General features: G+C 75.0%; 14 protein-coding genes. 7 read left to right on the top strand and 7 right to left on the bottom strand.

The genetic code is table 11. The annotated features are described in order from the left end of the window. Positions 1-8: 8 nt before the first annotated feature. Both WCD58_RS25400 and WCD58_RS25395 read right to left on the bottom strand, forming a co-directional pair. Positions 9-2,912: a transglycosylase domain-containing protein gene (locus tag WCD58_RS25400; RefSeq protein ID WP_337705882.1), complete on the bottom strand. Its 2,904-nt coding sequence runs from the start codon at positions 2,910-2,912 to the stop codon at positions 9-11. Positions 2,913-2,987: 75 nt separating this feature from the next. Beyond that, positions 2,988-3,395, bottom strand: coding sequence for a DUF5318 family protein (locus WCD58_RS25395; RefSeq protein ID WP_337705881.1), 408 nt, complete (start codon positions 3,393-3,395; stop codon positions 2,988-2,990). 200 nt (positions 3,396-3,595) lie between these two features. Here WCD58_RS25395 and WCD58_RS25390 point away from each other — a divergent pair, with 200 nt between their 5' ends. Continuing rightward, positions 3,596-4,258 carry a PadR family transcriptional regulator gene (locus WCD58_RS25390; protein WP_337705968.1) on the top strand — a complete coding sequence of 221 codons (663 nt, stop codon included), beginning with the start codon at positions 3,596-3,598 and terminating at the stop codon, positions 4,256-4,258. Between the two features lie 57 nt (positions 4,259-4,315). Then, positions 4,316-5,398: an inositol-3-phosphate synthase gene (locus tag WCD58_RS25385; RefSeq protein ID WP_337705880.1), complete on the top strand. Its 1,083-nt coding sequence runs from the start codon at positions 4,316-4,318 to the stop codon at positions 5,396-5,398. A gap of 168 nt (positions 5,399-5,566) precedes the next feature. Here WCD58_RS25385 and WCD58_RS25380 read toward each other — a convergent pair whose 3' ends face one another. Further along, on the bottom strand, positions 5,567-6,511 hold the full coding sequence (locus tag WCD58_RS25380; RefSeq protein WP_337705879.1) for a putative endonuclease domain-containing protein: 945 nt from the start codon (positions 6,509-6,511) through the stop codon (positions 5,567-5,569). A gap of 306 nt (positions 6,512-6,817) precedes the next feature. Then, complete coding sequence (locus WCD58_RS25375) at positions 6,818-9,745, bottom strand: leucine--tRNA ligase (protein ID WP_337705967.1); 2,928 nt, start codon at positions 9,743-9,745, stop codon at positions 6,818-6,820. 137 nt (positions 9,746-9,882) lie between these two features. Here WCD58_RS25375 and WCD58_RS25370 point away from each other — a divergent pair, with 137 nt between their 5' ends. Continuing rightward, entirely contained in the window at positions 9,883-10,359 is a 477-nt protein-coding gene (locus WCD58_RS25370) for an SdpI family protein (protein WP_337705878.1), read from the top strand. Here the strand turns inward: WCD58_RS25370 and WCD58_RS25365 are convergent, their stop codons facing one another. Together WCD58_RS25365 and WCD58_RS25360 are read right to left on the bottom strand one after the other, a co-directional pair. Further along, positions 10,360-10,857: a DUF427 domain-containing protein gene (locus WCD58_RS25365; protein WP_337705877.1), complete on the bottom strand. Its 498-nt coding sequence runs from the start codon at positions 10,855-10,857 to the stop codon at positions 10,360-10,362. Between the two features lie 123 nt (positions 10,858-10,980). After that, positions 10,981-11,580: a YqgE/AlgH family protein gene (locus WCD58_RS25360; protein WP_373696278.1), complete on the bottom strand. Its 600-nt coding sequence runs from the start codon at positions 11,578-11,580 to the stop codon at positions 10,981-10,983. Positions 11,581-11,752: 172 nt separating this feature from the next. Between WCD58_RS25360 and WCD58_RS25355 the strand changes: the two genes are divergently transcribed. Then, the gene (locus tag WCD58_RS25355; RefSeq protein WP_337705875.1) at positions 11,753-13,198 is read left to right on the top strand and encodes an MFS transporter; all 1,446 of its coding nucleotides are present in this window, start codon (positions 11,753-11,755) and stop codon (positions 13,196-13,198) included. Between the two features lie 513 nt (positions 13,199-13,711). Here the strand turns inward: WCD58_RS25355 and WCD58_RS25350 are convergent. Next, a complete protein-coding gene (locus tag WCD58_RS25350; protein ID WP_337705874.1) occupies positions 13,712-15,172 on the bottom strand; it encodes a CCA tRNA nucleotidyltransferase in 1,461 nt (486 codons plus the stop codon). A 180-nt stretch (positions 15,173-15,352) separates the two neighbouring features. On the opposite strand from WCD58_RS25350, the gene WCD58_RS25345 reads away from it, so the two are divergent. The 3 genes from WCD58_RS25345 to murJ are packed head-to-tail and all read left to right on the top strand — an operon-like array spanning position 15,353 to position 20,537. Then, the gene (locus WCD58_RS25345) at positions 15,353-15,781 is read left to right on the top strand and encodes an NUDIX hydrolase (protein ID WP_337705966.1); all 429 of its coding nucleotides are present in this window, start codon (positions 15,353-15,355) and stop codon (positions 15,779-15,781) included. Then, entirely contained in the window at positions 15,778-18,084 is a 2,307-nt protein-coding gene (locus WCD58_RS25340) for a DUF6049 family protein (protein ID WP_337705873.1), read from the top strand. The genes WCD58_RS25345 and WCD58_RS25340 overlap by 4 nt, the downstream gene beginning before the upstream one ends. Further along, positions 18,081-20,537 carry a murein biosynthesis integral membrane protein MurJ gene (gene murJ / locus WCD58_RS25335; protein WP_337705872.1) on the top strand — a complete coding sequence of 819 codons (2,457 nt, stop codon included), beginning with the start codon at positions 18,081-18,083 and terminating at the stop codon, positions 20,535-20,537. Before WCD58_RS25340 ends, murJ begins: the two co-directional genes overlap by 4 nt. Positions 20,538-20,558 lie beyond the last annotated feature (21 nt).

Raw genomic sequence — 20,558 nt, 5'->3', positions numbered from 1 at the left:
CAGGCCGGTCAACCACCACCGGCACCGAACAGGCCGCCGTCGTCGGGTTGCTGACCGTTGTCCTGTTGTTGGCCCTGCTCGCCGCCCTGGTCACCGCCCTGGCCCTGATCGCCACCCTGGCCCTGGTCGCCACCCTGGCCCTGGTCACCGCCCTGGCCCTGATCGTCACCCTGGCCCTGGTCACCGCCCTGGCCCTGGTCACCGCCCTGGCCCTGGTCACCGCCCTGGCCCTGGTCACCGCCCTGCTGGTTCTCCGGCGGGCAGGGCTGGCCCTCGACGCAGTTCTGCTGGTCCGGGGGCGCGGTCGGGGTGGTCTGCGGCGGGGTGCCGATCGGCCGGAAGTCCGAGAACTGCTCGACGGGGTCGTTGCGCACGGCGTCGTTCATGTAGCCCTGCCAGATCTGGCCGGGCACGCCGCGCCCGTAGATCGGGCGCCCGTCGCGCGTCTTGATCGGGGTGTTGTCGTCGGTGCCGACCCACACCGCGGTGGAGATCGACGGCGTGAACCCGACCGTCCAGGCGTCGTTGTTCTGCCCGTCGACCGACGACTGCACGGTGCCGGTCTTCGCCCCCACCGGGCGCCCGCCCGCGAGCGCGATGCCGGAGTGGTCGGCCACCTGCAGCATCGACTCGGTGACGTTGCGGGCCAGCTGCTGGGTCATGCGCTGCTCGCCCGCGGGTGCGCCGGCGTCGAAGAGCACCCGCCCGTCGGCGGTGGTGACGCGGCTGACGAGGTGCGGCCGGTGGTAGACGCCGTCCGCGGCGAACGTCGCGTAGGCCGCGGCCATGTCGCCGGGCCGGACCTCGCGGTCGCCCAGCGAGATGCCGCCGCTGGGGTTGGGCAGGTCGGCCGAGATGCCGGCCTGGTGCGCGGCGTCGGCCACGCGCTGGGGGCCGACCTGCACGCCCAGCTGGTAGAAGACGGTGTTGATCGACTGCGTCATCGCCGTGCGCAGGTCGCAGTTGGCGCAGTTCTCGCCCTCGTTGTTCTCGACCTCGGTGCCCGCGATGGTCTGCGGGCTCGACCCGTCGAAGGTGGTGCCGAGACCGATCGGCGAGGGGTTGCGCTGCAGCCCGGCCAGCAGCACGAAGGGCTTGAACGACGACCCCGGCTGGCGCTGGGCCTGGGCGTAGTCGAAGCCGGACCCGTCCTCGCCGCCGTAGTAGGCGACGATCGCGCCCGTGCGCGGGTCGACCGACACGAGCGAGGTACGCAGGTTCTGCGGCTGGCCGCGCAGGCGGCGCTCGACGGAGGCGACCGCGTCGTCCTGCAGGTCGGGGTCGATCGTCGTCGTGACCTGCAGGCCCTCCTGGTTCACCTGCTGCTCGGTGATCCCGTAGGAGTTCAGCTCGGAGCGCACCGCGGAGACGATGTGGCCGCGGTCGTTGTCGGGGATGCCGCTGCGGCGGGGCTGCGGCGGGATGGCGTTCGGGAAGACCTGTCCGGCGCGCTCGGCGGCCGGCAGCCAGTTCTGGCTGACCATGCCGTCGAGGACGAAGTTCCAGCGCTGCTCGGACATGCCGCGGTCGACGGCGGGGTCCCAGCGCGACGGCGACTGGATGAGCCCGGCGAGCATCGAGCCCTCGGAAACCGAGAGCTGCGAGACGTCCTTGCCGAAGTACGCCTGCGACGCGGCCTGGATGCCGTAGGCGCCGCGGCCGAAGTAGATCGTGTTGAGGTAGTTGCCGAGGATCTCCTCCTTGCTCTGCTCCTGGGAGATCTTCGCAGCGATCACCACCTCGCGGTACTTGCGCCAGATCGAGTACTCGTCGCCCACCAGCACGTTCTTCACGTACTGCTGGGTGATCGTCGACCCGCCGCCGCTGCCGCCCGTGGCCTGGAGCCACACGGCGCGCAGGATGCCGACCGGGTCGAAGCCGAGGTTGGAGTAGAAGGAGCGGTCCTCGGCCGAGAGCACCGACTGCTGGACGTGCAGCGGCACCTGGGTGATCGGCACCTTGATCCGGTTGCCCTGCTCGGGCACCAGGGAGGCCAGCGAGGAGCCGTTCGCGTAGGAGATCGTCGCGAGCTGGTTGTTGGTCGCGTCGTCGGGCGTCGGCACCCGGAAGAAGATCCAGCCGATCGCGAAGGCGAGGACGGGGCCGAGCACCACCAGGCCGAGCAGGATGTAGGTGATGCGGCGGAGGCGGCGGTTCCGCCGCTTGCGGGGGTCCGGACCGGACCCGGGGCGCTTCGGTCGCCGCCCGCCCGGCGGCTCGTCGCCGCCGTCGTCCCCGCCTCCGGGGCGGGTGCGTGCCGGGGCGACGGCCGTGCCGGACAGGCCGCCGTTGCGCATCGCGGAGGTGCTCGCCGTCGGGGCCATCGCCCGCGTCGCCGTGCCCGTGCGGGCGCCCCCGTCGACGCGGGTCGGGCGGCCGCTGTCGTGGGTCAGCAGACGCGGTTCACGCGCGGACTCGCGGCCCTCGGGCGGGGTGACCGTGCCGACGGCACTGCGCCGCGCGGCGGGCGCAGCGACCGCGGCCCCGGTGGCCAGGGTCGGGGCGTCGGCGGGAGCGCGGTGGGGCCCGTCGGCCGGGTCGTGGTGGTGGGTCGGGTTCTGCGACGGCGGCACCGACCGCCAGCCGGGCGGCAGGCCGTTCTCGGGCGGGCGCTGGGGTCCGTTGGGGCCGGGCGGTCCCGGCGGGCGCTGCCCTCCCTGGGGCGGGAGCGGGCGGCCCTGGCCCGGCGGAGGACCGGGAGGGGGGCCCTGCTGCTGGGGCGGCGGGCCGGGCGGGCGGCCGTTGCCGTTGCCGTTGGGGGAGCCGTTCGTGGGGGCGCCGTTCGGTCCACCGGGTGGCGGTCCCTGGCGGTCGCTGCGCGGACCGGACCCGGCCGGAGGTGCGGGCGGGGTGCCGCGGTCGGGCCCCGGGGGTCGACCGCCCCCGCGGTCCGTGCGCCGCTCGTCGTCCACCGATCGCCTCCCGATGCCGGGTGGTTCTCTCGTCAGGCCCGTCGGCGTGCCCGTCGGGACCCGGGCCCGCCGGCGTCAGGGGGAGGCGGTCCGGCGCCGCCGGCGGCCCCCTCCCGACGCATCGTCGGTTCCCAGGACGTATGACTGTACGAGGTGGTTCCACCGGCACGACCGGCAGACCTCCACGACGTGCACGGTGAACTCGCTGATCGCATCCGCCAACCGGTTGATCTCGTCGGCGGAACGAGCGGATCCGGCGGCCGCACCGAGCCGTTCACCGAAGATCCACATGACCTCGACGACCGGTTCCCGCTCGCACAGCGGGCACGTCCGGGTGGTCGGCCGACCGTGGTACGAGGCGGCCTGGAGCAGGTAGGTCCCCGCGTCGCAGGCGTCCGCGGTGGGCACGCGGCCCGCGGCGACGTCGGCGAGCACCGCGCGGCGCTGCAGCGCGTAGTCGACCACCTGACGGACTCCCGGCACGACACCAGCCTAGCCATCCCCGGCGTCCCGCGTCCCCTGCTCGGGGGCGCCCGCGGGCGGTCGCCGCGACTGTGACGTGATCGCGGACCGGCGACGCCTGATGTATCGGTCCGATATGGTCGGCGACAAGGACGTCGTGATCGTCACGGCGGAACCGGAGATCGGGACGGATCGACGGGTCGGACGAGGGGGAGGTGGCCGTGCTCGAACTCGCGGTGCTCGGCCTGCTCCACGAGGCCCCGATGCACGGGTATCAGCTGCGCAAGCAGCTGCACGCCCGGCTCGGCACCTTCCGCGCGTTCTCGTGGGGATCGCTGTACCCGACGCTGCGCAGGCTTCAACGCGCCGGGCTGATCGCCGAGACCACCGACGCGCCCGGCGAGGCCACCGAGGAGGGCGCCGAGACCGCCGCGTCCTCCCGGTCGCGGAGCTCGTCCCGCAGCACCTGGGGCTCGAAGTCGAAGACGCGGCGGGGCCGGCGTGTGTTCGAGCTCACCGCGGAGGGCAAGGACCGCTTCGACGAGCTGCTCGCCGAGGTCGGTCCGCAGGCATGGGACGACGAGAGCTTCGGCATCCACCTGGCCTTCTTCTCCCGCACGCCGGTCGAGGTGCGCATGCGCATCCTCGAGGGCCGGCGCCGCCAGGTGGAGGAGCGTCGCGAGGGACTGCGCTCGACGCTGTCCCGCGCGGGCGAGCAGATCGACCACTACACGCGCGAGCTGCACCGCATCGGCCTCGAGTCCACCGAGCGCGAGGTCCGCTGGCTCAACGAGCTGATCGCGGCCGAGCGTGGGGAGCAGCCGCCCCCGTCCCCCGACGACGACCCGGGCACCGGAGCCCGCCCGGCCCCCCACGGCGCCTGACTCCCACAGGTCCCGTCACCCGTCACCCCCGAGAAAGAGACAAAGAGGAGAACAGCCATGGGTTCGGTCCGAGTGGCGATCGTGGGCGTGGGCAACTGCGCCGCGTCGCTCGTCCAGGGCGTGCACTACTACGCCGACGCCGACCCGGCCGCGCGGGTGCCGGGTCTGATGCACGTCGACTTCGGCGGCTATCACGTCCGTGACCTCGAGTTCGTGGCGGCGTTCGACGTCGACGCCAAGAAGGTCGGCCAGGACCTCGCGGACGCCATCAGCGCCTCCGAGAACAACACCATCAAGTTCGCCGACGTGCCGCCGACCGGCGTCACCGTCCAGCGCGGGCACACCTACGACGGTCTCGGGCGCTACTACCGCGAGATCATCACCGAGGCGGACAGCGACCCGGTCGACGTGGTCTCCGCGCTGCGCGAGGCCCGCGCCGACGTGCTCGTCTCCTACCTGCCCGTGGGCAGCGAGGACGCCGACAAGTTCTACGCGCAGTGCGCCATCGACGCCGGCGTGGCCTTCGTCAACGCGCTGCCGGTGTTCATCGCGTCGGACCCGGAGTGGGCGCAGAAGTTCACCGACGCCGGCGTCCCGATCGTCGGCGACGACATCAAGTCGCAGGTGGGCGCCACGATCACCCACCGCGTGCTGGCGAAGCTGTTCGAGGACCGCGGCGTGCACCTCGACCGCACGATGCAGCTCAACGTCGGCGGCAACATGGACTTCCAGAACATGCTCGAGCGCGAGCGCCTGGAGTCGAAGAAGACCTCGAAGACCCAGTCCGTGACCTCGCAGATCGACCGCGACATGGGCAAGGGCAACGTGCACATCGGCCCGTCGGACCACGTGCCGTGGCTCGACGACCGCAAGTGGGCGTACGTGCGCCTCGAGGGCCGCGCCTTCGGCGACGTGCCGCTCTCGCTCGAGTACAAGCTCGAGGTGTGGGACTCCCCGAACTCCGCGGGGATCATCATCGACGCCGTCCGCGCCGCGAAGATCGCCGCCGACCGCGGCATCGGCGGCCCGCTGCTCGCGCCGTCGTCGTACTTCATGAAGTCGCCGCCGGAGCAGTACCGCGACTCGGTCGCCTACGACCGCGTCGAGGAGTTCATCCGCGGCGAGCGCGGCCCGGCCTGACGGTCGGTTCGCGCTGGTGGTTTCCGACCGAAGGGCCCCTTCGATCGGCTAGATCGGCGAAGGGTGACCTCGGTCGGAACGCCGAGGGGCACCGGGTGGTGAGCGAAGGGCCCCTTCGGTCGGCTGGATCGACCGAAGGGGCCCTTCGCTCGTCACGGGGCCAGCAGGTCAGGCCGCCGAGCTGCGCAGGGCTCGCAGCTCCTCGAGAGCAGCACGGAGCTTGCGGCGCACGCCGTCCGGATCCTCGCGCAGCTCCTTCGGGGTCACGGGGACGACGACGTAGCCGGCCGCCGTGAGCTCGCCCTGGCGGCGCATGGTCGCGTCGTAGGTCTCGAGGTCGGCGTGGTGGGCGAACGAGTGGACCTCGATGACGAGCGGGACCCCGTCGACCAGTCCGTCGACCGTGGCGAGGCGAGAACCGTCCGCTCGTCGCAGCTCGGCGTTCCAGTGCACGGTGGGGAAGTCGTCCATGCCGAGCACCAGCTCGCGCAGCCACGCCTCCGCGGCCGACCGGATGCCGTCCTCGAGCTCGGCGATCACCGTTCGGACCAGCGCCGTGCCCCGACACGACCCCTTCTCGATCTCCGCCCGGAGTGCGGGGACCGCGACCATGCGCCGCTGGACGGCTTCGCAGAGCAGGGCGCGGACCTCGTCGATGCGCACCAGGCGACGCGCGCCGTCGAGGAGGGCCCGGGGCAGCGAGGCACAGCGGATCCCGTCGAGAACCCGGGACGTCGGCATCCGGGTCGTGCGCTCGACCACCAGGAAGCCCTCGGATCGCCGCCGGTTCCCGTGCTCGACGAGGACGTGAACCTCCTCGTGGTCCGGCACCCGCTCCAGCCCGTGGAGCCGGCAGGCGGCGAGCCCGGTGACGAGGGCGTCGTCGCCGGCGGCGAGCAGGGCGGCGACGAGGCGCTGGTGGACGGTCAGCGCTCCCCGGGCGAGCGCCACGAGGCCGAGGAGTGGGTGCCACCAGGGGCCGCCCGCCTTGCGGCAGCGGAAGGCGATGGTGCTCGGCGGGACACCGAGCGCGCGGAGATCACGGACGAGGATGAGGCCGTCCGGGGCGGCAGCGCTGACCGCGTCCCAGTCGACCCGTGCACGACGAGGCATGCCTGGTTCGACGCAGCAGCGAGGCGTTCGGCTCCCGTTTCGAGCGAAGGGAACCTTCGGTCGGAACGAGCGCGGCGGGGCGGCCCTGATTCCGCGGCTTCTGGCGACCGGAGGCATGCTCCGCCGGTTCCGGCGAAGGGCACCCCTCGCTCGTCTACCCGAGCGAAGGTGCCCTTCGGTCAGCGCCTCGGGCCCCCGTGCGCCGGCACCACAGCGCGCGCCGTTCCGGCGAAGGGTGCCCCTCGCTCATCTATCCGACCCGAGGTGCCCTTCGGTCGAAACCCCCGGGCCCGGCGCCCTTCCGCGTCAGCGGACGATGTTGACCAGGCGTCCCGGGACGACGATGACCTTGCGCGGGTCCGCGCCCGCGAGGAGCTCGGCCACCTTGGCGTCGGCCAGTGCCGCCGAGCGGACGTCGTCCTCACCGGCGGCCGCCGGCACGGTGATCCGCGAGCGGACCTTCCCGTTGACCTGGATGGGGTACTCGACGGAGTCCTCGACGAGCAGGTCCGGGTCGGCCTCGGGGAACGGGGCGTACGCCAGCGTCTGCGGGTGGCCCAGCCGCGACCACAGCTCCTCGGCCAGGTGCGGGCACAGCGGCGCGAGCAGGAGCACCAGCGGCTCGATCACCGACCGCGGGCTGCCGCCGTTCGGGTAGGTCTTCGTCAGGTGGTTCGTCAGCTCGATGAGCTTGGCGACGGCGGTGTTGTAGTGCATCGCCGGCAGGTCGGTGCGCACGCCGTCGATCGCCTTGTGCAGGGCGGTGAGCGTGTCGCGGTCGGGCTCGGCGTCGGAGACGCGCAGCTCGCCGGTCTGCTCGTCGATCACCAGGCGCCACACGCGCTGCAGGAAGCGGTGCGAGCCGACGACGTCGCGCGTCGACCACGGCCGCGACGCCTCCATCGGCCCCGTCGACATCTCGTAGAGCCGGAAGGTGTCGGCCCCGTAGGCCTCGCACATCTCGTCGGGCGTCACCACGTTGCGCAGCGACTTGCCCATCTTCCCGTACTCCTGGCGGACGGGCTCACCGTTCCACGTGAATCCGGTCGGCGAGGAGGAGTCCTCGGCGACCTCCTCGGCGGGCACGTACACCCCGCGCGCGTCCGTGTAGGCCCAGGCCTGGACGTAGCCCTGGTTGAACAGCCGCCGGAACGGCTCCGACGACGACACGTGGCCGAGGTCGAAGAGCACCTTGTGCCAGAACCGCGAGTACAGCAGGTGCAGCACGGCGTGCTCGACGCCGCCGACGTAGAGGTCGACGCCGCCGGGGTCGCCGGGCGCGCGCGGGCCCAGCCAGTACCGCTCGACGTCGGGGTCGACGAAGCGCTGCTCGTTGTGCGGGTCGAGGTAGCGCAGGTAGTACCAGCACGAGCCCGCCCACTGCGGCATCGTGTTCGTCTCGCGCAGGTACTCGGCGAAGCCGCGCTCGGGGTCCGAGGGCAGGTCTGCGGAGAACGACACCCAGTCGGTCGCGCGGGCCAGCGGCGACTCCGGCGAGGAGTCGCGGTCGTCGGGCGCGAACGACTTCGGCGCGTAGTCCTCGACGTCGGGCAGCACCACGGGCAGCGACGACTCGGGCAGGCCGCGCGGGATCGACGGTCCGCCGTCGGTCTCGCCCTCGGCGGCGTACGCGATCGGGAACGGCTCGCCCCAGTAGCGCTGGCGGGAGAACAGCCAGTCACGCAGCTTGTACTGCACCACCGACTCGCCGGCGCCCCGGCCCGACAGCCACGCGACGATCGCCGCCTTGGCCTCGTCGACGTCCAGCCCGTCGAGGCTGACCTCGTCGTTCGCGGAGTTGATCGCCGCGCCGGCGCCGGTGTACGCCTCGCCGTCGAAGTCCTCCGGCGGCTGCACCGTGCGGCGGATCGGCAGGCCGAAGACCGTCGCGAAGTCCCAGTCGCGCTGGTCCTGGCCGGGCACCGCCATGATCGCGCCGGTGCCGTAGCCCATGAGGACGTAGTCGGCGACGAAGACCGGCAGCGGCTCGCCGTTGACGGGGTTGGTCGCCCAGGCGCCGGTGAACACGCCGGTCTTGTCGCGGGCCTCCTGGCGCTCCAGATCGGAACGGGAGGCGACGACGCGGCGGTAGCCCTCGATCGCCTCCGCGGGGGTGGCGGCGCCGCCGGTCCAGCGGCCGTCGAGCTCCTCGCCGGTCGGCGGCGACGGCCAGGCGGCGGGCGTCAGCGCGTCGACCAGCGGGTGCTCGGGCGCCAGGACCATGTAGGTCGCGCCGAACAGCGTGTCCGGGCGGGTGGTGAACACCTCGATGGGCGGCACCGATGGTCCGGCTCCGCTGCGCTCCGCGTCCGGCGCGCCGACGTCGAACCGCACCTGCGCACCCTGCGAGCGCCCGATCCAGTTGCGCTGCATCGTCTTGACCGAGTCCGGCCAGTCGACGCCGTCGAGATCGTCGGCCAGGCGGTCGGCGTACGCGGTGATCCGCATCATCCACTGGCGCAGGTTGCGCCGGAACACGGGGAAGTTGCCGCGCTCCGAGCGCCCGTCGGCGGTGACCTCCTCGTTGGACAGCACCGTGCCCAGCGCCGGGCACCAGTTCACGGGCGCGTCGGCCAGGTAGGCCAGGCGGTGGTCGTCGAGGACGCGGTCCTGCTCGGGGCGCGACAGCGTCGTCCAGTCCCGGCCGTCGGGCAGCGCGCGGATGCCCGCGCGCAGCTCGTCCTCGAGCTCGGTGATCGGGCGGGCGCGGCCGGCCTCGGTGTCGTACCAGGAGCCGTGGATCTGCAGGAAGATCCACTGCGTCCACCGGTAGAAGTCGACGTCGGTGGTGGACACCGACCGGTGCTGGTCGTGCGCCAGGCCGAGCTGGCGGATCTGGGCGCGGTAGCGGGCGATGTTCGCCTCGGTGGTGGTGCGCGGGTGCGTGCCGGTCTGCACCGCGTACTGCTCGGCCGGCAGCCCGAACGCGTCGAACCCCATCGTGTGCAGCACCGTGCGCCCCTGCATGCGCAGGAAGCGGCCCAGGACGTCGGTGCCGATGAACCCCAGCGGGTGCCCGACGTGCAGCCCGGCGCCGGACGGGTAGGGGAACATGTCCATCAGGTAGAACTTCTCGCCCGCCGGCGCCGGGCCGTCCGCCGACGGGTTGGCCACGGCGAACGTGTCCGCCGACTCCCAGTGGTCCTGCCAGCGCCGCTCGATCTCGTTCGCGAGCGCGGCGGTGTAGCGGTACGGCGGTGCGCCGTTGCCGCCGCTGTCGGCGCGGCTCGCCACCTCGGGCTCGGCGGTCACGGCTTCCTCCTGGGATCTCGAGCTGGGGTCCTCCCGCGGGGAGCCCGCAGCCGGGTCCGGCGCCGCACGACGGGGCACCGCGGATCCCTGCGAGGACGCATCGAGCCTACTCTGGGGGTGTGATCGTCCCGGCCCTGGTCCTGGCGGCGGCGGCCCTGGTGGTGGGGGGCGCCGGCGTCCTCGCGCTGTTCCACCGCCTGCCCCGCAACCGCGTCCTCGGCGTGCGCACCGTGTGGACCATGGGCAGCGTCGACGCCTTCCGCCGCGCCAACCGGGCCGCGGCGCCGGCCTTCGTCGGCGCGGGCGTCGCCGGGCTCGTCGGCGCGGGGGCCGCACCGGCCGCCGCGACCACCGGCGCGGGCGTGACGATGCTCGTGCTCGGCGCCCTGGCGCTGGTCGGTCTGCTCGGCGCCGGGGGCGTCGCGGGGTCGCGGCTCGCGGACGCGGAGCACGCCGAGAACGACGCGCTCATGGCGCTGCCGGCGACGCCGTGCACGGCGGTCGTGCCCGAGGAGTCCCCCGTTCCGGATGACGACTGCGCGCCGACCCCGTCGGGTCTGTGCGGCGGCTCGTGCGCGATCTGCCCGCGGGCCTGACTACCAGCCCCAGGTGCCCGGCGCGCCCTTGAACGGGCCGACGACGTCGGCGGTGATCCAGCCGCCGTAGAAGCCGCCGGGCTGGGGCTCGACGCGCTCGCCGTCGAGGGTGATCTCGTCGAACGGGGCGGGGTAGAGCGCGACACGGTCGGCGAGCTCCGGGTAGACGGTGCTCACATCGTCCTCCGGGTACCACCAGCCCACGTCGGTCAGCGGCACCGCGCCCGGCACGACGATGTCGACGTAGCGCGCGGTCCCCTTCCACTCGCAGACCGTGCGCCGCTGCGCCGGGTGCAGGACACCGTCGGTGAACGCCGTGCGCGGGAGGTACCAGGTCGGCGGGTGGCTGGTCTCGAGCACGCGGACGAGGTCGTCGGAGTCGGCGACGACGGTGCCGGCGTGCGTCACCACCGCGCGGCGGCGGACCGCCTCGGCGCGGGGTGGACGGGGGTAGTCCCACACCGACTCCTGGCCGGGACCGGGTTCGACGCGTCGCACACCGCCGACGGTAGGCACGGACCGCCGCGCGAGCAGCGCGAACGGGGCCTTCGCGCGCAGAGAAGCCGCGAACGTCCCGTTGAGCACGCCGATAGGGCGCTCGCCGCGGAGCCGGGGCCGCGCCTAGTTCCGGCGCGGCTCGGTGACGTGGGTCGCGAGGAGGGCCAGCGGGACGCCCTGGCGGCGCAGGACGCCGCCCCAGAGGTCGTAGCCGGCGGGGGCGAGGACGTCGTCGGGCAGGGCCGGGACGACGTACCAGTCGCCGCGGCCGATCTCGCCGTCGAGCTGGCCGCGGTCCCAGCCCGAGTAGCCGGCGAAGACGCGCAGGCCGCGGACGCGGGGGGCGAGGTCGTCGGGGTCGCCGTCGAGGTCCACGAGCGCCACGGGGCCGCGCACGCCGACGACGCCGCCGGTGCTCGCCGGGTCCTCGCCGGTGCGCAGGGCCGCGAGGCACAGGGCGGTGCGCTGCTCGACCGGGCCGCCCACGAAGACCGCGTTCGGGCTGGTCGTGTGCGGGTCCCAGCCGGGGAGCACGTCGCCGACCGACACCTCGCTGGGGCGGTTGAGCACCACGCCGAGGGTGCCGGCGGGCCGGTGGTCGATCACGAAGACGACCGAGCGCGCGAAATTGGGGTCGGTCAGGGTCGGGGAGGCCACGAGCAGCGTCCCCGCCTCGACCTCGGCCTGCTGATGTTCACCCACACCACTGGCCACGCACCCCATCGTCGCACCGGCGCACCGCGGCGCGGCAGGCACGTCCGGCCCTGCGCCGCCCGCCGCGACGGAGAGGGGGGACGGGCCACCGTCGTGCCCCGACCGGGCGACACCCCGACGACGCATACCCGACACCGCGCCCCGGACCGTGCTCGCCGCGGACCGCGTAGCGTGGACGCCCGTGTCCGTCGCTTCCGGTCCGACCGCTCCCGCGGCCACCGGCGCGACCCCGGCACGCGGGCCGCTGCGCCGGCTGCGCGAGCTGCTCGTCCACCCCGGCTTCGGCAAGCTCCTGACGGTCCGGCTCGCCGCGCAGTGGGGCGACGGCGTGTTCCAGGCGGCGCTCGGCGGGCTGGTGCTGTTCAGCCCCGAGCGCGAGGCCGACCCGGTCATGGTCGCCCTGGGCGTGGCGACCGTACTGCTGCCCTACTCGCTCATCGGCCCGTTCGCCGGCGCGCTGCTCGACCGGTGGGACCGGCGCCGCGTCATGATCGTCGCTGGCGCCCTGCGCGGGGTGCTGACGCTGATCACGGCGGCGGTGGTCCTCGCCGGGGTCACCGGGCCGGGGCTCTACCTCGGCGCGCTGGCGACGATCGGCGTGAGCCGGTTCATCCAGGCCGGGCTCTCCGCGGCGCTGCCCCACGTGGTCGCCGAGGAGCACCTGATCGGCGCGAACTCCCTGGTCACGACGTCGGGAGCGGTCGCCGCGGCGATCGGCGCCGGCTGCGCGATCGGGATCCGCGGGATCATCGGCCCCGAGGACGCGAACGCGGCGTGGACGACGTCGGTGGCCGCCGTCGGCTCGCTGATCATCGTGCTCGTGGCCGCGACGATCGCCCGCGGCTCGCTCGGCCCCGACGAGCGCAGCGAGGCCGCCCAGGCGCTGCGGGCCGTCGCGCACGGCCTCGTCGACGGCGCCCGGGCGGCCCGCGACGCCCCCGGCGTGCTGGCCGCGTTCGGCGCCGTCGCCGCCCACCGGCTGGCCTTCGGCATCACGACGCTCGTGGTGATGCTGCTGATGCGGAACTCGCTGACCGACGTCGGGCCGCTCAAGGCCGGGATCGCCGGGCTGGGCGAGGTGGTGGCCGCGGTGGCCGCCGGCCTCGGCGTCGCGGCGGTGGTGACGCCGTGGCTCAGCGGGCGGATCGGGCGCACCGGGACCATCCGCGTGATGCTCGTGCTGGCCGCGGTCGCCCTGCTCGGGCTCGGGCTGCCCATGACGCTGCCGACGGTGCTCGCCGGGTCGTTCGTGCTCGGGCTCGTCGGGCAGGCGATCAAGCTCTGCTCGGACGCCGCGGTGCAGCGCGAGGTCGGCGACGACGTGCGCGGGCGGGTGTTCTCGCTGTCGGACACCACCTTCAACGTCACCTACGTGATCGCCGTGGCCGGCGCGGCGTTCCTCTGCCCGCCCAGCGGGCGCTCGCCGCTGCTGCTGGTGCTGGCCGCCGCCATCTACCTGCTCGGGCTGGTGGTGCACGAGCTCGCGATCCGCTGGCAGAACGCTCACGGCGGCATCCAGCCCGCCGCGCCCTCACCGACCAGCGTGTCCACCGCGCCGTCGCCGTCGGTGTCGACGAGCAGCACGTCCCAGCGCGCCGACGGCGAGCCCGGCTCCGACGACAGGTAGGCGAGCTCGGCGCGCCCGTCGCCGTCCGCGTCGACCAGCAGCTGCTCGGCGCGCCCGTCGCCGTCGAGGTCGCACACCACCTCCGCGCCCGCCTCATGGTCGGCGTCCACCGCCACCCCGTCGAGCACGCCGTCGCCGTCGGTGTCGAGCGCCGCCGTGGCCTGCGCGGACCGGCCGCGGACGTCGGCCCAGGTCAGCGTCGCGCCCGCCGGCTCCGCGCCGGGGAGCTCCGCGCGGGTGTCCCACAGCCCGCGGCCCGACGGGTCGGTGTAGGCGTGGTCCGGGCGGCCGTCGTCGTCGAGGTCGAGCACCGAGTGGTCGGCGACGCCGTCGCCGTCGGCGTCCCACAGGGCGTCGTCGACCCGGCCGTCGCCGTCGAAGTCGAGGGCGACGGCGTCGCGGGCGCCTGCCGGGCCCAGGTCGAGGTCGGCGGGGGAGACGTGGCGGTGCACCGGGCCGTCCCCGGTGCCGAAGACGTAGGCCAGAGAGGTCACACCCGGTTCGACGCAGGCGTCAGCTCTCCGGTTCCGTGCCGATCCCTTCTTCGGCAGCCCACCGCAGCAGCTCCTCGCTGGCCTCGTCGTGGTCGAGCGGCCCGCGCTCGAGCCGGACGTCCTTGAGGTGGCGCCACGCCTTCCCGACCAGCGGCCCCGGCGGGATCCCGAGCAGCTCCATGATCGCGTTGCCGTCGAGGTCCGGGCGCACACGCGCCAGGTCCTCCTCCTCGGCGATCCGGGCGATGCGCTCCTCGAGGTCGTCGTAGGAGCGCTGCAGCGCCGCGGCCCGGCGCTTGTTGCGGGTCGTCGAGTCGGACCGCACGAGCTTGTGCAGCCGCTCGAGCAGCGGACCGGCGTCGGTGACGTAGCGGCGGACGGCGGAGTCGGTCCACTCGCCCTTGCCGTAGCCGTGGAAGCGCAGGTGCAGGAACACGAGCTGCGCGACGTCCTCGATGACCTGCTTCGGGTAGCGCAGCTCGCGCAGCCGCTTGCGCGTCATCTTGGCGCCGACCACCTCGTGGTGGTGGAAGCTGACGCGGCGCCCGGGCTCGACTTTGCGGGTCGCGGGCTTGCCGATGTCGTGGAGCAGGGCGGCCAGCCGCAGGACCAGGTCGGGGCCGTCGGTCTCCCGTCCGATCGCCTGCTCCATGACCGTCAGCGAGTGCTCGTAGACGTCCTTGTGCTGGGCGTGCTCGTCGATCTCCAGGCGCATCGCCGGGACCTCGGGCAGCACGACGTCGGCGAGCCCGGTGTCGACCATGAGCTCGATGCCCCGCCGCGGGTACGCGCCGAGCAGCAGCTTCGAGAGCTCGGCCTGCACCCGCTCGGCGGTGATCCGCGCGAGCTGCGGCGCCATCTCGGTCATGGCCTCCTGCACGCGCGGCGCGACCTCGAAGCCCAGCTGCGCGACGAAGCGGGCCGCGCGCAGCAGGCGCAGCGGGTCGTCGCCGAAGGAGGTGCGCGGGTCGGTCGGGGTGTCGAGGACGCCGCGGGCCAGCGCCGCGAGGCCGCCGTACGGGTCGACGAACGTGCGGTCGGGCAGGGAGAGCGCCATGGCGTTCGCGGTGAAGTCGCGGCGCACGAGGTCGCCCTCGACGGTGTCACCGAACGCGACCACGGGGTTGCGGGTCACGCCGTCGTAGGCGTCCGCGCGGAACGTCGTGATCTCGCAGGTCACGCCCTGGCGGACCGCGCCGACCGTGCCGTAGGCGATGCCGGTGTCCCAGACGGCGTCGGCCCACCCCGACACCAGGCGCTGGATCGCGTCGGGCCGCGCGTCGGTGGTGAAGTCCAGATCCGTGGAGAGCCGGCCCAGCAGCGCGTCGCGCACGCTGCCGCCGACGAGGTAGAGGCGGTGGCCGGCGTCGGCGAACCGCTGCGCGAGCTCGTCCGCCACGGGGGAGTAGCTCAGCATCTCGACCACCGCCGCGTGATCGGCGCCGGTCGTGGACGTAGGAGCGGGCGCGGGTCCGGGCACGACAGGACAGAGTACCGCGCGGGGGTGCGGCCACCCCGACGGCGGGATGTCCGGAGCGCGACACCCGCGCGTCGACCGGCCGACAGATCCCCGTCACCGCGGGGGCGCCGTACGATCGCGGGCGTGTCCAGCCCGTCCCGCCGGTCCGGCGACCGGCGACGGCGGGGCTCCCGGCGGCGGATGCGCACGGTCGACGAGACCTCGGCGGGAGGCCTCGTCGTCGACGCCGCCGGCACCAGCGCGGCCCTCATCGGCCGCCTCGACCGTCGCGGGCGCCTGCTGTGGTCGCTGCCGAAGGGCCACCTCGAGGAGGGCGAGACCGCGGAGCAGGCCGCCGTGCGCGAGGTCGAGGAGGAGACCGGCATCACCGCGTCCGTGCGGGCGTTCCTCGGCAGCATCGACTACTGGTTCGTGGCCGAGGACCGCCGCATCCACAAGACGGTGCACCACTACCTGCTGCGGGCCCACGGCGGCGAGCTGTCCGACGCCGACGTCGAGGTCACCGAGGTGGCGTGGGTGCCGCTCGGCGAGCTCGACTCCCGCCTGGCCTACGCCGACGAGCGGCGTCTGGTACGCCGCGCCACCCAGATCCTGGAGGAGTCGGCGTGAGCCCTCCCCGCCGTCCGCGGGGACTCCGTCGTGCGCCGCGGGCCCTCGGGTCGGGCGTCGTGCTCGCCCTGGTGGGCCTGCTGTTGGCCCTGCTCGCCCCGCCGGCGGCGACCGCCGCGCCCGAGGAGGCCGAGGAGGCCGACCCGGCCCCGGTGACGGTCGTGCTCGACACCATGGCGCCCCGGGTGGTCACCGCCGACGGGCCGCCCGAGCTGGTCGTCGGCGGCCGCGTCGTCAACACCTCGGCGGTCACCGCGCGTGACGTCGAGGTCCGCCTCGAGCGCGGCGCGGCCTTGACCGGCAGCCGGGCGGCCCTGGGCGCGCTCGAGGGCGACGGGCTCGGCGGCGCCGTGCGCACCCCGCCGGTCGACGTCGCACCGCAGATCGCCCCGGGGACCGAGGCGTCGTTCCTCGTGCGGGTGCCGCTGACCGGCCCCGGGTCGCTCGGGATCGCCGCGACGGGTGTGCACCCGCTGCTCGTGGGCGTGGACGGCTCGCTGGGCAGCGGCGGCGCGACCCGGCTCGGGGCGGTCCGCCTCCTGCTGCCGGTGGTCGGCGTCCCGGGCGGAGGACCGCCCGCGGCACCCCCGGTCGGCCGCGCCACCGGGCTCTCGCTGCTCTACCCCCTGGCCGACCGGCCGCGCCGCGTCCCCGTCCTGCCCGGCGCGCCGACGCTGCTCAGCGACGACGACCTCGCCGCCTCGTTCGCCCCCGGCGGCCGCCTCGCCGGCCTCGTCGACGCGCTGGCCCGCGCGGCACCACCCGGCTCGGCCGCCGCCCGCTCGGTGTGCCTGGCCGTCGACGCCGACCTGCTGGAGACCGCGCAGGCGATGGCCGCCGGCTACGAGGTCCGCACGCCCGGGGGCGGGACGGCACCCGGGGCGGGCGCGGAGGCGGCGGGCCGGTGGCTCGACGCCGTGCGCACCCAGGCCCGCGGGCGCTGCGTGACCGCCCTGCCCTACGCCGGCACCGACCTCGTCGCCACGGCGCGCGGCGACCAGCCCGGCCTCACCGCCGCGGGCGTCGACACCGGAACCCGGCGGGTCGCCGCCATCCTCGGCACGACGCCGGTCCCCGGCACCGTCTGGCCCCCCGGCGGCGTCGTCGACGAGCGCACCCTCGGCGACCTCGCAGGCGCCGGCACCCGGACCGTGCTCCTCGACGGCGACGCGCTCGACGGCACGCTCCCCGCCGGCGGGCTGGCCCGGCTCCCCGGCGGGACCACCGCGGTCACCCTCGACCCGGTCGCCGCGGAGGCGCTCGGCCCGCGCGACGACGACCGGGGCGGCTCCACCAGCCCCGCCGGCACGCCCGGGGCGCTCGCCGCCCAGGACGCGCTCGGCGTGCTGGGCCTGCGCGCCCTGCAGACCGCGCCCGCGACCGGGGCACCGCCCGTCGAGGTCGTCGCCCCGCCCACCGACTGGGCCGCGAGCGGCGCCGAGGCGAGCGCGCTGCTCGCGGGCGTCGACGACCTCACCCGCCTCGGCCTCGCCCGCCCCGTCGACCTCGGGAGCCTCGTCGGCCCGGCCGGCGCCGGCACCCCGCTGCCCGGGGCCACCCTCGCGACCCCGGCCCGCGAGGTCGACGCGGTCCAGGCCTCGGTCGTGGCCCGGGCCGCCGCGGTCCGCGACCGGCAGCGCGAGCTGCTCGCCGCCACCGAGCGCGACGGCGTCGGCGCCCCCTCGCCCGGCGACTTCGTGGAACCGCTCACCGACGGCGTCCTGCGCAGCCTCTCCGCCGCGTGGCGCGGCGACCCCGCTGTCCAGGACGCCCAGGTCGGCGCCGTCGAACGGCAGGTCGACGAGCTGCGCGGGGCGGTGCGGGTCGTCCAGCCGTCCGGGTCGTACTCGCTGGGCACCAACGACGCCCCGCTGCTGCTCACGGTGGAGAACCGCCTGCCGGTGGCCGTGCGCGTGCAGGTGGTGCTCGAGCCCACGAACGGCCTGCGCACCGCGCCGCTGCCCGTCGTGACCGTGCCCGCGTTCGGCAGCCGGCAGGTGCAGGTCGAGGTCGAGGTCACCCGCGCGGGCCAGTTCCAGGTGGACGCGCAGGCCCGGACACCGGGGGGTGAACCTCTCGGGCCCACGGCTCGTCTGCTGCTGCGATCGACGGCCTACGGCACGATCACGGTGTGGTTGACCGCGTCCGCAGCCGTCGTGCTGGTGATCCTGGCGAGCGTCCGGATCGCTCGCCGGGTGCTGGCGGCCCGGCGCGACCGGAGGTCCCGCCGCAGGCACCGTCGCGGACCCCCGACGGGCCCGGAGGAGCCGGACCTCCCGACACGCGAGCTGCAGAGACGGTGACCGCCCGCGACCCGGGCCGCCGGCCGGACGACGCCGACGTCCCCGCCGACGTCCCCGCCGACGTTCCCGCCGACCGGGTCGGGAGCGGGCGCGAGGCCGACGCGGCTCCCGAGGTCGTCCCCCCGCCGCCCCCACCCGCCCACGGCGACGTGCCGCCCGTCCGCCCGGGCGGGCTCGGCGAGCCGGCCCACGGCCGCGGCGGCCCGGCGCCGGGCGCGCCGGCCCCGCCGCTGCCCGGTGCTCCCCAGGGACCGCCGCCCGGGGGGCCCCAGGGTCCGAGGCCCCCGGGGCCTCCCCAGCACCGGCCCCGCCAGGGGCCGCCCCCGCCCGGCCCGCCGCGGCCCCCGCCGGGAGCACCCCAGCCACCCCAGGGCCCACCGCCCGGTGCGCCACCTGTTCCGCCGCCCGGTCCGCCGCGGGGCCCGTCGGGGCCGAACGGGCCAGGACGCGCCGGCCCACCGCCGGCCGGCCGGCCCAGCGGCCCGGGAGCACCCGGGGGCGCTCCACTGCCCCCACGTCCACCCGGCTCGCCCCCCGGCGCCGCCGCGGACGAGGCGTCCACCACCGGCCTGACCGCGCCCACCGCCGCGGTCGAGGCCGTGGACATCGCCGACGCGGAGGACCTCACGGCGACCGTGCCGGGCGGCCCGGTCGTCGACCCGCACCGGACCGAGGCCCTGCGCGCCGACCCCCTCAACGAGCGGACCGTGCGCACCGCGCGCCCGGCCCCGCTCGCGTCGTGGAGCTACGGCGGCTCGGCCGACGAGACCGTGCTGCTCCCGCGCGCACCCCTCGAGGACGGCGCGCCCGCGGTCCCGAAGCCGCGCGACCCCGCGGACGACTCGGGCCGCGACGACAAGGCGCTCGTGAAGGCCTCGGGCGGCATGGCCGTCGCGACCCTCGTGAGCCGCCTCACGGGGTTCCTGCGCACGCTCGGGCTGACCGCGATCGTCGGCCTCAACCTCGTCGGCAGCTCGTTCAACGTCGCGAACACCCTGCCGAACATCATCTTCGAGCTCCTGCTCGGCGGGGTGCTGACCAGCGTCGTCATCCCCGTGCTCGTCCAGGCCGCGAAGGAGGACGGCGACCGCGGCGACGCGTTCGCCCAGAAGCTGCTCTCCGGCGCGACCGTGGGCCTGCTCGTCGCCACGACGCTCGCGACGGTCGCGGCGCCCCTGCTCATCCGCCCCTACCTGGACCCGAGCGTCGACGTCGACCTCGCGGTGGACTTCGCCTACCTGCTCCTGCCGCAGATCTTCTTCTACGGCATGGGCGCCCTGTTCGGCGCGATCCTCAACTCGCGGGCCAACTTCGGCCCGGCCGCCTGGGCGCCCGTGCTCAACAACCTCGTGGCGCTCGTCGCGCTGGGGATCTACGCGGTGCTCCCGTCGCCGCCCGAGGGCATCTCGACCACCCAGCTGCTGGTCCTCGGGATCGGCAGCACGCTCGGCATCGTCGTACAGGCCGTCGTGATGCTCCCGGCGATGCGCCGCGTCGGCTTCCACTGGAAGTGGCGCTTCGGATGGGACCGCCGCCTCTCGGCGTTCGGCGGCCTCGCCGCCTGGGTCGTCGGGTACGTGCTGGTCAGCCAGGTCGGGCTCGCCGCGATCCTGCGGGTGGCGTCCGGCTCCGACGAGGGCGGGCCGGCCATCTACAGCTACGCCTGGCTGCTCATCCAGGTGCCCTACGGCGTGCTCGGCGTGTCGCTGCTGACCGCCCTCATGCCCCGGATGAGCGCCGCCGCCGCGAACGGGCGCACCGACCAGGTCGTCGCCGACCTCTCGCTCGGCACGCGGCTGTCGACGGTGACGCTGCTGCCGATGAGCGCCCTGCTCACGGTGTTCGGCTCGCAGCTGGGCATCGCGCTGTTCAGCGTCGGGCGCTCCGGCCCCGAGGGCGCCGCGTCGCTCGGCGGAGCCATGGCCGCGTCCGCCTTCGGCCTGCTCCCGATGGCCGTCGTCATGCTCCAGATGCGCGTGTTCTACGCGATGAACGACGCCCGCACGCCGACGCTCATCATGGTCGTCATCACGGCGCTCAAGGTGCCGATGGCGTACCTCTGCCCGGTGCTGCTGCCGCCCGAGCAGGTCGTGCTGGGCCTGGCCGGGGTCAACGCGTTCGGGTTCGTGGTCGGCCTCGTGGTCGGCAACATCTGGCTGCGCATCCGGCTCGGCAACCTGGACACCCGCCGGGTCCTGCGCACCTTCGTGCTCACCCTGCTGGCGTCGATCGTCGCGGTGCTCGTGGCCGTGCTGTGCGTGACGCTGCTGGAGCGGGTCCTCGGCGGGAGCACCTCGCTCGTCCTGCGGTCGTGGATCGTCCTCGTCACCGGTTCGGCGGTCTTCCTCGTGGTCGTCGCCGTGGCCATGCGGGTGCTGCGCGTCCCCGAGCTGGAGCCGGTGGTCTCCCGCCTGCGCCGCCTGTTGGGCCGACGGCGCGCACCCACCACCTGACGTTGGTCCGCGCGGGTGTCC

Source organism: Actinomycetospora flava, assembly GCF_037400335.1.
Taxonomy (GTDB): Bacteria; Actinomycetota; Actinomycetes; order Mycobacteriales; family Pseudonocardiaceae; genus Actinomycetospora; species Actinomycetospora flava.
Note: the sequence above shows the minus strand (reverse complement) of the source record. Positions and strands in the feature narration are given on the sequence as shown.

What these genes read in the sequence shown, in the direction of transcription:
- WCD58_RS25385 (WP_337705880.1), top strand. Translation starts at nt 4,316, where the DNA reads ATGGGTTCGGTCCGAGTGGCGATCGTGGGCGTGGGCAACTGCGCCGCG.
- WCD58_RS25380 (WP_337705879.1), bottom strand. Translation starts at nt 6,511, where the DNA reads ATGCCTCGTCGTGCACGGGTCGACTGGGACGCGGTCAGCGCTGCCGCC.
- WCD58_RS25360 (WP_373696278.1), bottom strand. Translation starts at nt 11,580, where the DNA reads ATGGGGTGCGTGGCCAGTGGTGTGGGTGAACATCAGCAGGCCGAGGTC.
- WCD58_RS25345 (WP_337705966.1), top strand. Translation starts at nt 15,353, where the DNA reads ATGCGCACGGTCGACGAGACCTCGGCGGGAGGCCTCGTCGTCGACGCC.